Annotated in this window: 13 protein-coding genes; 9 read left to right on the top strand and 4 right to left on the bottom strand. The window is 40.9% G+C overall.

The window, feature by feature from the left end:
• Nucleotides 1–553 precede the first annotated feature (553 nt).
• Both ACEYW6_RS01070 and ACEYW6_RS01065 read right to left on the bottom strand, forming a co-directional pair.
• The gene (locus ACEYW6_RS01070) at nt 554–1,411 is read right to left on the bottom strand and encodes an SDR family NAD(P)-dependent oxidoreductase (protein ID WP_412978298.1); all 858 of its coding nucleotides are present in this window, start codon (nt 1,409–1,411) and stop codon (nt 554–556) included.
• A 54-nt stretch (nt 1,412–1,465) separates the two neighbouring features.
• Nucleotides 1,466–1,696, bottom strand: coding sequence for a hypothetical protein (locus tag ACEYW6_RS01065; protein ID WP_412978297.1), 231 nt, complete (start codon nt 1,694–1,696; stop codon nt 1,466–1,468).
• Between the two features lie 313 nt (nt 1,697–2,009).
• Here ACEYW6_RS01065 and tatC point away from each other — a divergent pair, with 313 nt between their 5' ends.
• Together tatC and ACEYW6_RS01055 are read left to right on the top strand one after the other, a co-directional pair.
• Nucleotides 2,010–2,804 (top strand): twin-arginine translocase subunit TatC, encoded by a 795-nt coding sequence (gene tatC, locus ACEYW6_RS01060; protein WP_190890788.1) that lies wholly within the window; start codon nt 2,010–2,012, stop codon nt 2,802–2,804.
• A 49-nt stretch (nt 2,805–2,853) separates the two neighbouring features.
• Nucleotides 2,854–3,189, top strand: coding sequence for a tRNA-binding protein (locus tag ACEYW6_RS01055; RefSeq protein WP_412978296.1), 336 nt, complete (start codon nt 2,854–2,856; stop codon nt 3,187–3,189).
• A 72-nt stretch (nt 3,190–3,261) separates the two neighbouring features.
• Here ACEYW6_RS01055 and ACEYW6_RS01050 read toward each other — a convergent pair whose 3' ends face one another.
• Nucleotides 3,262–3,570 carry a DUF3067 family protein gene (locus ACEYW6_RS01050; protein WP_179063611.1) on the bottom strand — a complete coding sequence of 103 codons (309 nt, stop codon included), beginning with the start codon at nt 3,568–3,570 and terminating at the stop codon, nt 3,262–3,264.
• A gap of 229 nt (nt 3,571–3,799) precedes the next feature.
• Here ACEYW6_RS01050 and petC point away from each other — a divergent pair, with 229 nt between their 5' ends.
• From petC to ACEYW6_RS01015, 7 genes are all read left to right on the top strand, one after another.
• Nucleotides 3,800–4,339, top strand: coding sequence for a cytochrome b6-f complex iron-sulfur subunit (gene petC / locus ACEYW6_RS01045; protein WP_190890793.1), 540 nt, complete (start codon nt 3,800–3,802; stop codon nt 4,337–4,339).
• Nucleotides 4,340–4,445: 106 nt separating this feature from the next.
• Nucleotides 4,446–5,447, top strand: coding sequence for a cytochrome f (petA, locus tag ACEYW6_RS01040; RefSeq protein WP_412978295.1), 1,002 nt, complete (start codon nt 4,446–4,448; stop codon nt 5,445–5,447).
• Nucleotides 5,448–5,873: 426 nt separating this feature from the next.
• Nucleotides 5,874–7,505 (top strand): mechanosensitive ion channel family protein, encoded by a 1,632-nt coding sequence (locus tag ACEYW6_RS01035; RefSeq protein WP_412978294.1) that lies wholly within the window; start codon nt 5,874–5,876, stop codon nt 7,503–7,505.
• Between the two features lie 253 nt (nt 7,506–7,758).
• Nucleotides 7,759–8,469, top strand: coding sequence for a response regulator (locus ACEYW6_RS01030; protein WP_412978293.1), 711 nt, complete (start codon nt 7,759–7,761; stop codon nt 8,467–8,469).
• A 27-nt stretch (nt 8,470–8,496) separates the two neighbouring features.
• Nucleotides 8,497–10,386 carry a CHASE2 domain-containing protein gene (locus ACEYW6_RS01025; RefSeq protein ID WP_412978292.1) on the top strand — a complete coding sequence of 630 codons (1,890 nt, stop codon included), beginning with the start codon at nt 8,497–8,499 and terminating at the stop codon, nt 10,384–10,386.
• A 391-nt stretch (nt 10,387–10,777) separates the two neighbouring features.
• On the top strand, nt 10,778–11,437 hold the full coding sequence (locus ACEYW6_RS01020; protein WP_242059039.1) for a DUF928 domain-containing protein: 660 nt from the start codon (nt 10,778–10,780) through the stop codon (nt 11,435–11,437).
• 239 nt (nt 11,438–11,676) lie between these two features.
• On the top strand, nt 11,677–15,000 hold the full coding sequence (locus tag ACEYW6_RS01015) for a filamentous hemagglutinin N-terminal domain-containing protein (RefSeq protein WP_412978291.1): 3,324 nt from the start codon (nt 11,677–11,679) through the stop codon (nt 14,998–15,000).
• 260 nt (nt 15,001–15,260) lie between these two features.
• Here the strand turns inward: ACEYW6_RS01015 and ACEYW6_RS01010 are convergent, their stop codons facing one another.
• On the bottom strand, nt 15,261–17,945 hold the full coding sequence (locus ACEYW6_RS01010; RefSeq protein ID WP_412978290.1) for a CHAT domain-containing protein: 2,685 nt from the start codon (nt 17,943–17,945) through the stop codon (nt 15,261–15,263).
• Between the last annotated feature and the right edge of the window lie 541 nt (nt 17,946–18,486).

Genomic DNA, 18,486 nt, shown 5'->3' with positions numbered 1-18,486 from the left:
ACTAATCGAGTTCACTCAGGAATAGAGATGATCAAATCTGCTGAATAAATATATTTGATTTTAAGGAATTTATCCCTTAATTTAAGTACATCTCACTCAAAATACTAACTAAATTAGCAGCATTCCGGTTAATTGCTCATCATATATAAGTTAGATGTAGCACATTACAATACTAATATTTAATTTTAAGTAAGCAGAAATACTTCTATAAGTATAACTAGCAAAAATATCTAATATTTAATAAGGTACTCTTATGAATATTAAAAATATCTAACACAAAAAAAGGTACTGTTGAGTACAATTTTGGAGTGTTTTTGAATATAGAGTTCTGTCACAGCAATTTTCAAAGAGTTAAACCATATTCTCTGGATTCACAGTTGTGTATTGGTGTCAATTTAAGGTGAAAGCCAGTAAGCGAAAAAGCTTTCTCTCGTTCCCAGCCTCTGGCTGGGAATGCCCACTGTGAGGCAAAGCCTCGTTTCTTAGCGGTAGTAACGCAATGGCAATGAGGTGGATTTCTAGGTAGGGGTTTTCCAAGAAATGAAGAAGTAATCTACAAACCCATTGAGTATAAAATTACACGATCGTGCAGCTTATCGGGCAAAATATGCTTTAGGATAGCTCCAATTTTGGCATCTTGTCCAACAAGATAGCGTGTCTTTGGTTGCTTCGCAGTAAGCGCATGGACAACAGCCTGAGCGACAATATCCGCAGAAATTCCCTTAGAGGCGATAATCTGCATTTTCTTGCGGACAATATTCATCGCCTGTCCGTAGAGATTGTGTGCCGTTTGGGGTAAATCGTGCTGTGCTATTTCAGATTGACTTAGGGACTTTTCCCAGATTGGGGTAGCGATGGAACCAGGTTCAATAATTGAAACCGAGATTCCCCAAGGTCGTAACTCCATGCGCATTACATCAGTGAGTGCTTCCAAGGCAAATTTTGATGCATTGTAAGCGCCCAGGAATGGCGTAGGACTTCTACCAGCAATGGAACCCATATTGACAATTCGACCCCGACTTTGGCGTAATAGACCAAGAAATGCTTGTGTCACTGCTAATTGTCCAGTGACATTAACCTGCATCTGGTGTTGAAATTCTGCGATCGCTAATAATTCTAAGGGGCCTGGGATAGCAATTCCGGCATTATTCACTAAACCTAAAATTCCAGCCCCACCGACTGCATTTGTTACCTTATCAACGGCAGATGCGATCGAATCAGCATCAGTAACATCTAAAAAAATCGGAACGAGCCTTTGTGATCCTTTCTGTTTAAGTGTTTGAGCATCAATATCTTGACGCACGCCCGCAAAAACAGAGAAGCCCAACTGGTCTAAAAGCAAAGCACATGCTTGACCAATTCCTGTTGATGCTCCTGTAACCACTACTATACGTTGATTCCCTGCTACCATTAACTCTCTCCGTATTATGATGGAATTACTGTAATTACGAATTACGAATTAGTATCAATCTCTGCAAGTACCAGCGCGAAGGCAATCTTCGGTTTGGTCATCTCTAGCCGATATTTGCCACGGAAATTTGTGTGACAGAGTATTTGTGTTGTAAACAATTAGAGCAGTTATTATGGGAAGCTGGTTTTCGACAATTGACACGCCACTACTACAAGTATTGCCTAGTTGAGCATTGTATAAATAAACAGGCAATGCCATCAGTCCAATGCAAATTGTCCGATTCATAAAACCTCAGCTAAAAATTTCCGATTGCGCTATGTATAGATGCCACCTTGATGAACCGGATTTTCAAAACTGAGTATTGGATGTTGATGTTGTGTCAATTTACTCAGCGCTACTAGCCGCAGAGACGTGATTTCTAAATTATCGGTTCCACTCTTTTTTTAGGTTAGGAATTGCCTACAAGATGGCTTACTACTAATTTATGCAGATGCAACCCGAAAAAACAGGACAAAAAACCCACAGCACCCAAAAACATATCTTGCTAGCTCCATTCCCCGGATAAAATAGTTAACAAATGTTGCCTACTAGCTGACTCATGACGCCCTCACAAGACGTAGATACTGTAAACGTTCCCAACATCGACCCAGAAGGATATGGCAACTCAGACACCGATCCTCTTGATGAGTTGCCAGGTGAAGTCGAAATGTCCCTTTTCGACCACCTAGAAGAGTTGCGGCAGCGCATTTTCTATTCGCTGATTGCCGTAGCGGTGGGTATTATTGGTTGTTTCTTTGCCGTTAAGCCGATTGTCCAGCTACTTGAGGTTCCAGCACAAGGAGTAAAATTTCTCCAACTTGCACCCGGAGAATATTTCTTTGTCTCCCTCAAAGTTGCAGCCTACACTGGCTTTGTACTAACTAGTCCTTTTATTCTTTACCAGATTATCCAGTTTGTACTTCCAGGACTGACTCGCCGTGAACGCCGTTTACTGGGGCCTGTGGTTTTGGGTTCGAGTGTGCTGTTTGGGGCGGGGTTGGTATTTGCCTATTTACTCCTTATCCCCGCAGCGTTGAAATTTTTCATTAGCTACGGAGCAGATGTAGTCGAACAACTTTGGTCAATTGATAAGTATTTTGAATTTGTGCTGCTACTGTTATTCAGCACTGGTTTAGCATTTCAAATCCCCATCATCCAACTGTTGCTCGGTAATTTGAACATTGTCTCATCTGAACAGATGGTTTCTGGTTGGCGTTACGTGATTATGGGAGCAGTGGTTTTAGGAGCCGTCCTTACACCTTCCACTGACCCCTTGACTCAAAGTCTTTTAGCTGGGGCAGTTTTAGGACTTTATTTCGGTGGTGTTGGACTAGTGAAGCTCACAGGTAAATGATCGTCGCATTTCTCCAATTCAAAATTAAAAAATCTCATCTTGAAACTAAATGAGAAAAGTTAGTTATGATGACTTTGAAAAAGTTGAGATTCATGTTGGCAAAGTCATCAAAGTTGAAGAGTTTCCTAAAGCTAAAAAACCAGCTTATAAATTGTGGATAGATTTTGGTGATTTGGGCATTAAAAAATCTAGTGCCCAAATTACTAAACTTTATGAACAAGAGGAATTAATCAACAGATTAATATTAGCTGTTACTAACTTTCCACCCCGTCAAATATCCGATTTTATCTCGGAAGTTTTAGTATTAGGAGTGGTTTTAGACGATGGAGAAGTTGTATTAATTCAGCCAGATAGAGATGTAGCGGTGGGCAAAAGAATTCTATAGCATGTTATGGTACTTTTGGAGAAAAAATCCTGTAATTACTGAGAAATTTATTCATTTTAATGTCATAGCGGGTCATAAGATCCATTCCGAAGAGCGTTCACCCAAATCTAAAGGAATGCTAACAGCTTTGCCGAGCCGGGGGCGATCGCGTGTTTGGGCAATAAAAGTTTGTACTTGTGTTGACCCACCCAAGGCATGAAGATAATTAGCAATGCTATCAAGATGCTCCTGGTACTCCGCCTCGCTCAAGGGAAAAGAAGCTTGCTCCAAGTATTTCCACATTACTTGCAAAAATATCTTTCCCTGTGCCCGCCGGAACTGCACATCGTAAGAGTATCCCCACTTATCAAGCAATATCTGACGTAATTCCTGTCCTGTCATAGCTTTTCTCAATCAGATTTTACATTTAGTTATGATGTTAAGTTCCGTGACTCCAGTATGATAAGGATATAAAGAAATGTAATGCTAACAGAAAAGATGCTAAACATATCTTGAAACAAAGAAGTATGGCATCGTTGTGAGCGCTAGCATTTCGACTTAGACAAGAGTTCCTCAAGTACAAGTACTTTTGTCAAAATGCTTAACAAAATACACAAAGAGCGCGTAGATTATGGCTCAATTTTCTGAATCAGCAGACGTGCCCGATATGGGGCGTCGTCAGTTCATGAATCTGCTCACTTTTGGGACTGTCACTGGAGTGGCTCTGGGTGCATTGTATCCCGTTGTCAAGTACTTTATTCCACCCGCAGCTGGTGGTGCTGGTGGCGGTACAACGGCAAAAGACGAGCTAGGTAACGATGTTAGCGTCGCTAAATTTCTAGAAAACCGGAATGCAGGCGATCGCAACCTAGTCCAAGGACTAAAGGGAGATCCCACGTATATTGTGGTAGATAGCAAAGAAGCGATCAAAGATTATGGCATTAATGCCATCTGCACCCACTTAGGTTGTGTCGTCCCCTGGAACGTTGCTGAGAACAAATTTAAATGTCCTTGTCATGGTTCCCAGTATGACGAAACTGGTAAGGTTGTTCGCGGCCCAGCACCTCTGTCTTTGGCTTTGGCTCATACCAAAGTAAACGACGACAAAATTGTTTTGACCCCTTGGACTGAAACCGACTTCCGCACCGGTGATGCACCTTGGTGGAGTTAATAATTTTGTCCTTAGTCTTTAGTCATTCGTCCTTTGTTCAGGGCTTAATGACTAATGACTAATGACCAATGACTAATGACTAATTCAATCGTTGCCCTTATTAGAGATGAGAAATGTTTTCATGACAGCGAGGTTAACTCGCAGTGCTAGAGCGATTGTAAAAACATTGCTCATAGCGATCGCTACCGTGACATTTTACTTTACCAGCGATCTAGCCCTTCCCCAATCTGCTGCCGCCTATCCATTTTGGGCACAGCAAACCTATCCCGAAACCCCCCGCGAACCAACCGGGCGGATTGTTTGTGCCAACTGTCACTTAGCGGCCAAGCCTACAGAAGTGGAAGTTCCCCAATCGGTACTACCTGACACTGTATTCAAAGCTGTGGTGAAAATCCCCTACGATATCAGCGCCCAGCAAGTTGGTGCCGATGGTTCTAAGGTTGGCTTGAACGTCGGCGCTGTGCTGATGTTACCTGAAGGCTTTAAGATTGCTCCTGAAGACCGGATTTCTGAAGAACTTAAAGAAGAAGTTGGCGACACTCCCTTCCAACCCTACAGCGAAGACAAAGAAAACGTCGTCATCGTCGGCCCCTTACCAGGTGAACAGTATCAGGAAATCGTCTTCCCAGTTCTTTCTCCTAACCCCGCAACCGACAAAAACATCCACTTCGGTAAATATTCAGTTCACGTAGGTGGTAATCGGGGACGCGGACAAGTTTATCCCACTGGCGAAAAGAGCAACAACGCTGTTTACAATGCTTCCGCTACTGGCACAATTACCAAGATTGCCAAAGAGGAAGATGGTGACGGTAATGTGAAATATCTAGTCAACATCCAACCTGAATCTGGTGATGTTGTCGTTGATACGATTCCTTTAGGGCCAGAATTGGTTGTTTCCGAAGGGCAAGCAGTTAAGACTGGTGATGCTTTAACCAGCAACCCGAATGTCGGTGGATTCGGTCAAACAGATGCAGAAATCGTACTGCAAGACGCTTCTAGAGTCAAATGGATGATTGCGTTCATCGCTCTTGTGATGTTGGCTCAAGTTATGCTGGTGCTGAAGAAGAAGCAGGTTGAAAAAGTTCAAGCTGCTGAGATGAATTTCTAAATTCTCTGCTAAATCATTACTTAAGAGACAGGCAACAAGCCTGTCTTTTTTAACTTTATAAGAAAGAATTCAGGAGGCAGAATTGGGCATGAATAAAAGGCGTTTTTACACCCCCAATAAATGCCGTTCTCACTTCAGCGCGTGCAATCCAGTCTGAACATCACCCCGTATTTGATCTGAATTTTCACATCATGTGGAAAAGCCTACGAAAACCTAACCCTTCCCGACCTCTCCCTAACCCTCTCCTACAAGGAGAGGGAAGGGGAAAATTCAAAGTCTTTCGCTTAAAAGGAGAGAGAAATAGAAGTGAGGTTTTCCAGATACTCTGAAAAGTCAAGTATTTAAATCTCATGCAAACAAGAACCGCTATATTTAGTAGTCTGGATTCTGAATTAGCTTGAGTAGAATTATCTTATGAGAATTTTCATGCTTTATTCTCAACGGTTGCGACTGCCATCAAAATATTTCTATATTCTCATTGCAGTACTAACTTTTGTTTTACTTCTCTGGTTAACTCCTGTCTTTGCTCAAACATTAACTAAAGCTCCGGTTATTTTGGATGGGCAAAAGCTTTTTCAAATCAGCAATTCTGGTCAGTATAGCGCTCAAGATCGGGCAAATTTAATCAATTTACAACTAAAAAATGTGATTCAAACTTCTGAATCTATTCAAGTTAAAATTGAAAAGCGCAACCAGCTACCTACTATTTTGCTGAATGACCGCTATCTGTTAACTGTTACAGAACAAGATTCTGTTCCAGGTAGCACAGTTGATGAGCAGGCAACGATGTGGGCGCAGCAACTTGAAGAGGAATTACAGCAAGCCCACTTAGAGCGAACTAGAACGTATCTCCAACAAACAACTTTTGTCGCAGTAGCAATTTTATTCATAACTGCCGGATTTAGTTGGCTATTGGGATGGATTAAGCATCACTTTTTCCGAGTAGCATCACAACGCTTAACTACTACCAACGCCATACCTAATTCTGAACCACTTAAAGTATTAGAATTATTTTTAAAATTAGTCTTAGCAAGTATACGTCTCGGACTTTGGGTAAGTGCTGTTCTTTATATCACTAATCTCTTTCCTTTCACTCGGCAATGGAGCTACCAAATTTCAAATATTCTGATTACTAGTTTCACCTCACCTCTTCTGACTTTAGGTAAAAATCCTTATTCTATTACTGAATTAATAATTTTGATTGGTTTGTTGTTCGGCTTAGTTATCTTTGCTGGAACTCTAACCAATTTTTTACGTTCTCGCATTCTATATTTTACTGGAATCAATCGTGGTGCTCAAGAAGCGATTGTAATACTTTTCAAATATGGTGTAATTTTTATTGGCACACTGGTACTGCTACAAGTTTGGGGGCTTGACATTAGCTCTTTGACAATCTTAGCAAGTGCTTTAAGCGTTGGAATTGGCTTTGGCTTACAGGATATTGCTAAGAATTTTGGCAGTGGTTTAGTATTAGTATTTGAGCGCCCGATTCAGGTTGGAGATTTTGTGGAAGTTGGGGAATATACAGGCATTGTCGAGCGAATGGGCGCAAGAAGTACCGAGATTCGTACTCTTGACCACGTTTCAATCATTGTACCCAACTCTCGCTTTTTGGAAAAAGAAGTAATCAACTGGAGCCACCGCAACCCGATTTCTCGGCTTCATCTCCCCGTTGGCGTTGCTTATAGTTCAGATCCCAACACGGTGCAAGCTGCTCTTTTAGAGGTAGCGTCTAAGCATCCCAATGTATTGCAGGCTCCTTCTCCTCTAGTGTTATTTAAAGAGTTTGGTAACAACACCTTAAATTTTGAGTTATTGGTATGGACTGCGGAACCTAATAAACAATTCTTGCTCAAGAGTGATTTATACTACAAAATTTATGAAGTATTACAACAAAGACAAATTGAAATTCCTTTTGCTCAGTTAGATTTACATATGCGTTCTGGCACCTTGGAATTTACACCAGAAATGCAGTTAGCTTTAATACAAATGATGAAACGATTGTCAAACAATGAACAACGCATAGATCCAATCAATCAAAGTAAAAATCAAACGTAAGTTCAGAATTGCCTCGGAATCTATTTGGGAAACTACTATTTTTTGACGATGGCTACGCCCCGCAGTACCCTTCCCTATGGCGAACCGGAAGCAAGCTACTAAATTTGCACTTTTCTGCATAGGTCTAAAATTCATCTCCAATTAAAATAGGCAGATACTTCAACTGATAAGCCTCAAAATAAACACCGTAGAGTCAGGGATTTTTCAGTAAAGCTTAAACAAACTTATAATTTAGATGAATTTCGGTGAAAATATGGTAAGGATAAGTTTGAAAGAACATCAAGTTTATGGGTATTTACCAGTGGAAAAAAAGCTGGGGATTCTTGTTGTCGATGATCATCAATTAATTTTGACTGGTACCCTCGATGTCTTAAATCGTGAGTATCCCAAAGCTTCTATCATTAAAGCTCAGACGGGAAAAGATACACTTTCTCACGTTCAATGTTACCAGTTTGACCTGATTATGATGGATTTATCAATTCCCGATCGCCAAGGGGAGACAGCAGAAATTGATACCGGAATTAAGCTGTTACAAACTTTGCTCAAAGAATATCCCCATCAGAATTTCATGGTGCAAACTAGTTATGTCAAGGCCTTGATCCGAATCAAACACGAGATTGATAATCATCAAGGTGGGTTTGCGATCGCAGATAAAGGATTACCCGAAAATGAAATGCTGATGCGGGTTAATTTGGCACTTCAGGGTGCAACTCACACGAAAGATATTAAAACCGGGATTGAACTTAAACCCGAATGGTTGGATGTGTTGCGGTTAGCTTTTGAAGAGAGTTTGACAGATAAAGCGATCGCCGAAAGAATGTATAAATCGGAACGTGCAGTACGCACTTACTGGACGAAGATTCAGGATGTTTTGGGGGTGTATCCTGAAGACTGTAGGCAAAGTGGTAAGAATATGCGAATCCTCACCGAAATTCGTTCCCGTGAAGAAGGCTTAATTGATTAATAGGCAAAAAATTAATCTGGAAGCTAGATGAAAAGGAGAATCTGGAATCGCATTTGGAAAGAATTCGGGTTATGGTCGCTGGCTGCACGTCCAGGGTTCATGGTGCTGTTGTTGGTAATGTTGATCCGAATAGCTGGAGGAATGCAATCTTGGGAATGGATGCTTCTCGATACGATGTTACGTCTGCGTCCGGTAGAAAAACCTGATGAACGTGTAGTAATTGTGGGTATCGACGAAAAGGATATTGAATGGGTTAAGCAATATCCAATTCCAGATGAGAAGATTGCAGAGTTACTCACCAAGCTGGAAACTTATAAACCGCTAGCTATTGGGTTGGATATCTTCAAAAATGTTCCTGTGGAACCTGGTGGGGAAAAACTAGCGCAGATATTAAAAGCAAATTCTAATATTATTGGTATTGAAAAAATTTTCCCACCCGGAGAAACTTCACCACCCCAGAGTTTGCCAACTGAACGAGTTGGATTTGTTGATTTATTTAATGATGAGGATAGCAAAAATCGACGCTATTTGTTGTATACAAAAAAACGGAATAAGAGTAACAATATCAATGAAGATAAATATTCTTTAGCGCTCCAGTTAGTTACTAAGTATTTAAAGAGGCAAAAAATTGAGTTAGAAACTGGAAAAAATGACCCTTATACAATAATGGTTCGTGGGATTGAATTACCCCGAATTACCGAGAATTTTGGTGGATACGTTAAGGTTGATGATGGGGGATTGCCAATTTTAATGAACTTCCGCAACAGTGAGCGACCTTTTAATGTTGTGTCGCTGCGCGATATTGTCAATGGTCAAGTTGATGCACGATTACTGCGCGATCGCATTGTCTTAGTTGGCAACCGCAACATGAGTGCAGGTGATATTTTTTATACTTCTGCTTTGCCTAATTTAAAATTAAGTGGTCAAATTTATGGCATTGACTACCACGCTCATGTCATCAGTCAAATTCTTAGTAGTGTAATAGATAGTCGCACGATGTTGCACAGTTGGGGAGAGTTTGGAGAGTACACATGGATATTTCTTTGGGGTTTTTTGCCGATTATTATCGGACGGCTGACCCAATCTGTGTGGAGAAATTTACTTAGTGTAGGTGTAGCAATATTTTGCCTGTTTAGCTGCGGGTATATGATACTGTGGGTGTGGGGTGTATGGATTCCTGTAGCACCTAGTTTTCTGATATTAGCCGTGAATGGGGTAGGTTTGAGTGCTTTTGCATTTTACCAGCATGATAAATTCTTGCGATCGCAAATTAACGAACGTCAAAGCACGATTCAACACACTTTTACCGTAATTCATAATGGCCCTTTGCAAACTCTTGCCTATGGATTAAAGCATCTACGTGCTAAAGATATCCCTTACGAACAACTAGTTGAGCAATTTGAAAAGCTGGATCGGGAAATTCGGGAAATTGGCGAATTTCTCAAACTCGAAGCATTAACCACAGAAGAGAGTTTGCGTTTAGGTAGCGGATTAATACTCGAATTGAACCGACCACTTCACGATTTATTATATGAAGTTTATTCCAGTACGTTAGAACGTAAAGATTTTGAACATTTTAAAACATTAAAAGTAAAAATTCGCAATTTTGACCCAATTGATGATAAATACTTAAGTATAGAAGATAAACGCGGAATATGTCTGTTTTTGGAAGAAGCTTTATGTAATGTTGGTAAACATGCTCAAGGAGTCAAGCGCATTCAAGCATCAGGTGTTTATAGTGCAAGTAAATACAACTTGTGGGTCAAAGATAACGGTTCAGGAATTAAATCAAAGCTAGAAAACAAAGGTACAAAATATTTTAAAATCCTTGCCAAACAATTAGGAGGAGAGTTTCGCCGCGAATCAGTTTCCCCTTGCGGAACTATATGCGAACTTAGTTGGAAACCCATGAAATAATGGCTCTTCAGTTCCTTTTATGGTTAATAAACATTAAATACAATGTGATTAATGACTACATCACTCGTTTAGAGAGCTTTTTAACGCTTTAATGTCCTTGTAAAACTGAATTTTCACTAACTTAGTAAGAATTAAGGGCTAAAAAACCTGGCTTTTAATGCTTCTAGCTAGTTAAATTTATTTTTTACCATAAAAGTAGCGGAAGAACCGAAATAATTTCAGCTTTAAGATTTTGATTGATGATTCGTTTCATGCAAAAGTGCAAAAAGTAAGGCATTTAAAAGTTTTAGATAACCATACAATCAACAACATCACCATGAATCATCAACATTTTGCATTTTGGCAAAATCAGTGCAGACTTACAAGCTTGGTTGTGGGAGCGGTTTTCGTCATGACTACAGTCCCAGCATTTGCCCAGTTTAAACCACGCGATCGCAAACCAGCTAGCGGACATTCCCGTGCGGGTGGTTCTCGTGGATGTCCAAGTAACGGCGGTATCCCTGTGACACAGCTTGCACCTCAGACATTTATCGGTAAAACCACTTCCACCCGTCCAATGTTAGCTTGGTATATGTCAAGTTCCCAAAATGTGCGATTCCGATTGGCTGAATTTGATTCAACCAACACCCCTAAACAAATTGGCACAGTTAAAGAAATACCCACAAGAGTCGGGATTAACAAGCTAGAACTTCCCCTCGATTACCCCGAACTCACAGTGGGTAAAACATATTTATGGCAAATTGCAATTGACTGCGGAAACGACCCGATTGTTAGACGTGCAGAATTTACCGTCATCCCTCCTCAATCACTTGCAAAAAAACAATTTACTAGCATTCCTGAAAGCGTAAATTATTATGCTGAAAATGATTTGTGGTATGAAGCACTCGAAGAAGCATTGAAAGCAACCGATAATGGTAAACTGGGTCAAACTGGAGCGACTTTAGTTAAAGAACTTGCACAGTTTGAAATGCTGACGGGTAACAACGTAGATAAAAAAAATATTCAGCAAAGAATCGAATACCTCCAGAAAATTGCCAGCGAAAGAATATAGCAGTTTTCATACCCTGCGGGAAGCCGCTACGCGTCTATGGATGTAAAACATTTTGACCTCTCTCCAAACCTCTCTCCTTTTAGGAAAGAGGTTTGAATCTTAATCCCCTTCCAGCAACAAAAGTTTTTCCGCTTCCCTCTCCCCGTAGGAGAGGGTTAGGGAGAGGTAGGGAAGGGGCTGGAGGTTAGGTTTGTATTAAACAACTAAGAACCACTATAGAAATAGTAGGCAAAATAGAAATGGTGAAAATTTGGTGGTTTGCTGTCACGGGATGGCTGGGATGCGTGGGAGCAGTTGCAGTTTCTATTCATCCTAGTTTTGCTCAGTTAACTCCCGATAGCAGCCTGGGAAAAGAGCGATCGCAAGTCATTCCTTTTAATCAAAATAATGACATTATCGATGGCGGTGCGGCTCGTGGTACTAACCTATTCCACAGTTTTCAAGATTTTAACGTCGGTGTTGGTCGAGGTGTTTATTTCGCCAATCCAGAAGGGATAACAAATATCTTTTCTCGCGTTACTGGTGGTAACTCATCAAATATTTTCGGGAATTTGGGGGTATTAGGTGATGCAAATTTGACTTTGCTCAATCCTAATGGCATTTTGTTTGGTCAAAATGCCCAGTTAGATATCCAGGGATCGTTTCTGGGGACGACAGCAAATAGTTTAGTCTTTACAAATGGGGTAGAGTTTAGCGCCACAAATCCCCAAGCACCGCCGTTGTTGGCTATCAATGTACCAGTTGGCTTACAGTTTGGTTCGCAACCAGGAGGCATTACTAGTCAAGCAGTTGGTACGTTGGGTGTTGGCTCTGGTAGCACCCTAGCCCTTATGGGCGGTGAAATCACCTTGGATGGTAGTTTTTTGTTTACTCAAAATGGACAAGTGAAATTGGGCGCAGTCAGTGGAGATACAACCGTTGGGCTGAATGTCAATGGCTCCTCATTGGGTTTTAAGTTCCTAGAAAATTTCGGACGCGCACCCATTAACTTAACGAATGGTAGCTTCATCGTTGCGAGTGGTAATAGTGCAATTGAACTATTTGGGGGGGAGATTGGGTTAAACGATGTGTTTATTTACGGTAACAATGGTGGCTCAATTGTGGTTGATGCGACTCAATTGAATTTAGGCAATGACTCTAGCATTGTGAGCGCTACTTTTGGTGCAGCGAAGGGTGGTGATATTCAAATTCAAGCCAGCGATGCAGTAACTCTCGCTAGCAGCAGTTCCATTTTTTCCAGCAGCGATGATACCGGTGCGGGTGGTGATGTTACCATCAATGCCGGAAAAATCACAATTACCGGAGATGGAACACCGGAAAATATTGTTGGAATCTCTACATCTAGCAATGGGAAAGGCAATGGAGGGAATCTTACCTTAAATGCTACGGAGTCGGTTAACATCAATGGCGGCTTTATCCAGGTTTACAACGGTGCAGGTAATGGAGGAAACTTGACTGTGCGAGCTACAGATGCTGTCAATATAACTGATAACGGCTCTTTAGGGCTATTCAGTGATGGCTCTGGTTCAACTGGCAATATACAAATTGAAACGGGCACTTTGCGAGTTCAAAATAATTTCTTAGGGGGGGGAGTGACAGCACTTGCATCTGATGGTGGAAGTGTCGGTTCTATTTCTATTCAGGCTCGGAATGCGGTTGAGGTGACTCAAAGTAATATATATACACTTATTTTTCTTCCGCTCGGAAATACAACTCAAGCAACAGCAGGGGATATCACCATTGAAACCCAGCGACTCAATCTCAAAGATGGGAGTGATATCAGAACGAATACTTATAGCAGCGCAAATGCGGCTAACATTTTGATTAAAGCAAGTGAATATGTAAGAATTAGCGGCAAAAGTTATGTATCAAGCAATACTTATACTGGCTCAGGAAATGGTGGCAATATAACGATAGAAACGCCTCAACTCTCCCTAACTCAAGGAGGACATATAAACACCTCATCTACTAGGAGCAGTGGTAATGCCGGGAATATTACCATCCGCGCCAAAGATGTAGAATTGGATGGGTTTGTTTTCGTACCTAAAGAACAGTTTTTGGCTGGACTAAATCAAGGTGCTGCGGAAGAATTTTTGTCTGATCCTCTAACACAAGAAATTCTGTCTCGGTTCGGGGGTATTTCTGATATGAGTGACTTATCCTCGGATGTTACTGGAAGTAATGCCGATGTCCGAGGCGGCACAATAACTATTGACACGGAACGGTTGCGGTTGAGTAATGGTGGAAACATATCAACCTCAGTGTTAGCAGGACGAGGACAAGGGGGTAATTTGGTGGTTCGTGCCACTGATTCTATTGATATTACTGGGGTTGGTGCAGAACGACTAGATGGTTCATTTGCACCATCAGGTTTATTTGCAGAATTGCAAACGCGAGGAATTGGTTCTGGGGGCAGCATTGACGTGACAACAGAACGCTTAAACCTCAGCAATAACGGACAAATTTCTGCCACCACATTCAATCAAGGTAATGCAGGAAATATTGGGATTAATGCTAATCTTATTGATTTACGTGGAAGTAGTGCTATCATCACTCAGGTTGACGATAAAGCTAAAGGCAATGCAGGCAATATCAGCATCCAAACTCAACTATTAAATGTACAAGAAGAATCGGGGATATCATCAGCAACTTACGGAAATGGAAACGCGGGTAATTTAACAGTACAAGCTGATAACATTATCCTGACTGGTTCAAACGATGGGTTATTCACTGGTATAACATCATCAGTTTACGAAGGGGCTAATGGTAAAGGTGGTGATATAGATATTACTACCAATAATATTGATATACGTGATAATGCTCAAATTATCTCCGGTAGCCTCGGTACGGGTGAAGCTGGAGATATTAGAATTAATGCTAATTTTATCGAAATTATTGGTAAACTCAGTGCGATCGCTTCTTCAACGAACGCAGGTAATGGTGGTGACATCAACCTCAATATCGCTGATTTATTGCTGTTGCGCAATGGCGCTTTCATTTCAACTACCGCAGGTAGGGCACAAGCCGGCGGTGATGGCGGGAACATCAATATCAACTCTAAATTTATCGTTGCCATCCCTGAAGAAAACTCCGACATTAGGGCTAACGCATACACTGGTTCCGGTGGAAGAATCCAAATCAACTCCCAAGGTATCTTCGGTATTGAGTCGCGTCCACAGCTAACGGAAAAAAGCGATATTACTGCAAGTTCCGAATTAGGCGTTTCAGGCATAACCGATATTAACGCACCCGATACCACTTCCATTCAAAACAGCTTCACTGGAGCATTTCCAAACGTCATCGACACCAATGCACTCATCGCTAATAGTTGCGTTTCGCGCAGTTCCAAGCAAGAGGGTACATTCTTCATTACTGGTTCTGGCGCTTTACGTAATAGCCCGGGGAATGGATTAATTTCAATCTATTCCACTGGTGAGGTGCGTAATGTTGAACCAACATCGCGGACTTGGAAAAAAGGCGATGCAATAGTTGAACCACAAGGGCTTTATCGACTTGCCGATGGACGCTTGGTACTCAGTCGAGAATGTCAGAATAATTCGTAATGACGCTCCTGCGTCGCTAACGCTGCGCTAACGTAATTCGTAATTCGTAATTTTTTGCTGGGGTGTACACACAAACCGATTTATTTTATATAGCAATACGCTTGGGATAAGGTTTATTGGTGTAGATTATTGGTCTTTCAAGACGCGATAAATCGCGTCTCTACATCTGGATTTTGGGCTTTTTGAAGTTTGAAATAACCTATCTTCGTTCCAAATTTCTCCGCCTTGAAAGGGGTAGCCCTATTAATTACGAATTAGCATCAAAGCCAATTACCGATCGCAATCATTGGTGCCCAATACGCAGGATTGCCATAGCGGGGATTTATACCTTCAGCTTGCGGTAATTTATTAGCATGAATCATTCTAATTTGAGCTTGTTGCAATGCTTCTGCAATACTCATGCCTGCGTTGTGGTAGTTGGTGTAAAATGTTTTGACTAGTTCGGATGTTGATTCATCTGTGACACTCCACAAAGATGCGATCGCACTTTTAACCCCAACTTGCAATGCAACTCCAGCTAATCCTAGTGTGGCACGGTCGTCGCCAACTGCGGTTTCACATGCAGTCAAGGTGAGTAGTTCGACGCTATCTGATTTACTGTTGAGGTTTCGCAGTGAGTTTTCTAATTGGCTGATGGTAAGTTTTTGGTTTTTGCCTGTGACAATAAAGGTGTCTTCAGGAATGATGCCAAATTGAGCGTGACTAGCTATGTGGACAATGGGATATGTGCTTTTGTCAAGTGTTTGCTGAAAACTTTCGGGGAAAAAGTCTTTATCGATGAGGTCGGTATGATTAGGAAATATACCTTTAACTGCACTAACTTCATCGGGAACAGCAAAAAGTTGATCAAAAGTCTTCCCGTCGATTGTGGCTTTTTCCGTTAAACCCAAAATTAACGCTTTTTGTGTACTGCCATCGCGCGCTTTGGGTGTGGTAAGTCGTAAACTGGGGGTTGTAGCAACTGCGTAGGTTTCAACTAAATATTTCTGTTGTTGATTGTCATAAAGTGCTGCCATTGGAACGCTACGCAAAAACCCATCCTGAATAAATACCAGGGTTTTGACTTTCTCCGGTTTGATATCCGATAGCATTGGGCGAATTATCCAATCATAAAGCTGTGCCGCAGTTGTTGTATCGTAGCTAAATTCTTCTTTGCCTTTAATTAATCCTGTGCGAAACTCGGCAATTTTTTTCTGTAGCTTGTCACTGCTCACTATTTTGTTTGTACCTTCTTGATTGGGGTCTTCAATCCACTTAAATTTAGTTGCCTGATTGGGTAACTGCAATAATATTCCGGTTTTGTCCTTTAAAATTATCGAACTCAAAAACCCAGTATTCTGAAACGCTACACTATTATCCTTAAGGAGTTCGCCCACCTGTTTGGGATTCAAGGCACTTAAAATGCAATCATTACCAAAATAATTCTGTAATTCTGCTAATTTCAAAGCATCGATGGTTTTAACTACTGCCGATAATTCATTGGCGCGTCGTTCATCGGCAATTGCCCCAACTCCTAGCAAATCAAGCCGCGATTGTGCCAATGTCTGATATAGTGGTCGCACAACATCGCGGAAGTCAAACTGGACATCGCGTTCGGCGGTCAAAATATCGCTGCGGATATCTTCCAGGGTATCAAATGCTCGTTGATAAGATGCGATCGCTTCTTCTTTTCGCTTCTCTTTATCTAAAATGCGTCCGGCTTGCCACTCCCACAAATACAAGCCATCTTTTGCACTCAACTTGTTGTCTGCTGCAACGATCGCAGCTTGGGTATATTTTAATGCTTTTTCATTCTTTAATGCTTTTTCATTATCTGGGCTGCATTCCCAGAAATGGCCCAAAGCACCATTAGAATAAGAAATTAGGCGATTATCTTGTAATTTTTTACTTGTTAATACTGAGTTTTCGAGCAACTTTAATGCTTCGTTGTTAGATAAAACTGGCTGATTTGCACAGTCGGTAAAGGGTAAAGTTCGTTTAGCATCGGGCTGCAAGTATGCTAAATCAATTGCCCCATAGACTTTTGTTGCTGAATCGGGCAAAACTTCGAGAACTTTTAAAGCATTTTTAACGGTTGTGTTAAACTCCTCATCATTAATCAATTTGCTCTTATTTGTCTGGGAATCCAACTGAATTAAATTTAATAATCCCCGCATCTCTGCTAAAGGTTGTTTTTCATTGCGGGCGAACTTTATACTATCCTGAAAATATTGATAAGCTTTGTCGTAGTCTTCTACAGATTGTTTACTAAATTCTTGTTCTTTACTAAAAATACCAGTCTTATTGGCAGAATCAGCTTGTAACTCTCGCAATTGACCGCGACTTTTGTAAGCATTGCCCAAACTATTAAACACCAAAAATTTATATTCTGGTGCAACTTCTTGTGCTGCATCTAAATACTGAATTGCTTGGTCGTAACTTCCGATTAAGCGATATGCTTCACCGAGAATACCCAAAGCCGCAACCTGACCGCGTTTATCGTTATATTTGGTGGCGATTTGTGCAGCACTTTCTGGAGTGCATTTTATTTGCTGACTTGGTTGATTTTCGTAACTTTTCGGCTTCTCTACTAGTTGACCACACAACAGTGCGATCGCTTTGCGGGGTTGTCCCAAATTGCTGTAAACTTGGGCTAGTTCTGATTGCATTCGTCCTACTTGCTGGATATTTGCTATAGCTCCATAGTCACGAATTGCTGCTGATAGGGATGTAATTGCTGCTTTATTTTCTCCTACTTGTTGATAGGCACGCGCCAAATTTTCATTTACAACCGCCGTAACTGACGGATTATTATCTTGAGTTAATGCCTCTTGCCAATTTTTTATGGCATTAAAGAAATTTCCAGCATTATAGTCTTTAATACCTTGCTCAACTAGTGCAGTGACATTTGGAGTTTGTGCAGATACGACTTGTCCAAACGCAAGACATGTTAGTAATGTTGCCAAAAATAATACTTGAATAAATCTGTGATGTAGGTTTGGTTTTTGGTGTTGCTGAGTAGAGAAATAAATTAGCCTCTTGCAGAGGTTTCCGACCTTAAGCAAGATTTGCATCCAGCAACGCATAGAGAGTAATGTTTTGAGATATTTATGTTTGGTTTTCATATTTCTAAACATAGAAAAAATAGGTATTTAGCTTTTATTGTTTAAATTACCAGAAATCAGCAAAAAAAACTGAAGTTTTCCAAAGTGTGCAGTTTTATGCAATTTATCTCAAACAGCAATCAAACTGACACTGTAGCCAATACAGTTCAGATAAGACCAAAACACTTGTAGAGACGGCGATTTATCGCGTATCGAAAAACTAGCATCACAACAAAACCCAACAATATCAAGTCTTTATTGAGTCGAGAGATCGCAAAATCCAAGCTACTATTGCTATTAATTCGTTAAGCAAATTGAATGTTGTGGAATGTATATAATAAAGCCCTCTGCTGATATTATTAAATGATGTTGTAAACTCGACTCCTCATAACAGAAAAAATAT

The organism is Nostoc sp. UIC 10607 (assembly GCF_047228265.1).
GTDB classification, from domain to species: Bacteria; Cyanobacteriota; Cyanobacteriia; order Cyanobacteriales; family Nostocaceae; genus Nostoc; species Nostoc foliaceum_A.
The sequence above is the reverse complement of the archived record's forward strand: the minus strand, read 5'-3'. Positions and strand labels throughout refer to the sequence as shown.

Bases quoted from the DNA above. Each gene is read 5' to 3' on its own strand.
- ACEYW6_RS01070 (WP_412978298.1), bottom strand. From the start codon at position 1,411: ATGGTAGCAGGGAATCAACGTATAGTAGTGGTTACAGGAGCATCAACA.
- ACEYW6_RS01065 (WP_412978297.1), bottom strand. From the start codon at position 1,696: ATGAATCGGACAATTTGCATTGGACTGATGGCATTGCCTGTTTATTTA.
- tatC (WP_190890788.1), top strand. From the start codon at position 2,010: ATGACGCCCTCACAAGACGTAGATACTGTAAACGTTCCCAACATCGAC.
- ACEYW6_RS01055 (WP_412978296.1), top strand. From the start codon at position 2,854: ATGAGAAAAGTTAGTTATGATGACTTTGAAAAAGTTGAGATTCATGTT.
- ACEYW6_RS01050 (WP_179063611.1), bottom strand. From the start codon at position 3,570: ATGACAGGACAGGAATTACGTCAGATATTGCTTGATAAGTGGGGATAC.
- petC (WP_190890793.1), top strand. From the start codon at position 3,800: ATGGCTCAATTTTCTGAATCAGCAGACGTGCCCGATATGGGGCGTCGT.
- petA (WP_412978295.1), top strand. From the start codon at position 4,446: ATGAGAAATGTTTTCATGACAGCGAGGTTAACTCGCAGTGCTAGAGCG.
- ACEYW6_RS01035 (WP_412978294.1), top strand. From the start codon at position 5,874: ATGCTTTATTCTCAACGGTTGCGACTGCCATCAAAATATTTCTATATT.
- ACEYW6_RS01030 (WP_412978293.1), top strand. From the start codon at position 7,759: ATGGTAAGGATAAGTTTGAAAGAACATCAAGTTTATGGGTATTTACCA.
- ACEYW6_RS01025 (WP_412978292.1), top strand. From the start codon at position 8,497: ATGAAAAGGAGAATCTGGAATCGCATTTGGAAAGAATTCGGGTTATGG.
- ACEYW6_RS01020 (WP_242059039.1), top strand. From the start codon at position 10,778: ATGACTACAGTCCCAGCATTTGCCCAGTTTAAACCACGCGATCGCAAA.
- ACEYW6_RS01015 (WP_412978291.1), top strand. From the start codon at position 11,677: ATGGTGAAAATTTGGTGGTTTGCTGTCACGGGATGGCTGGGATGCGTG.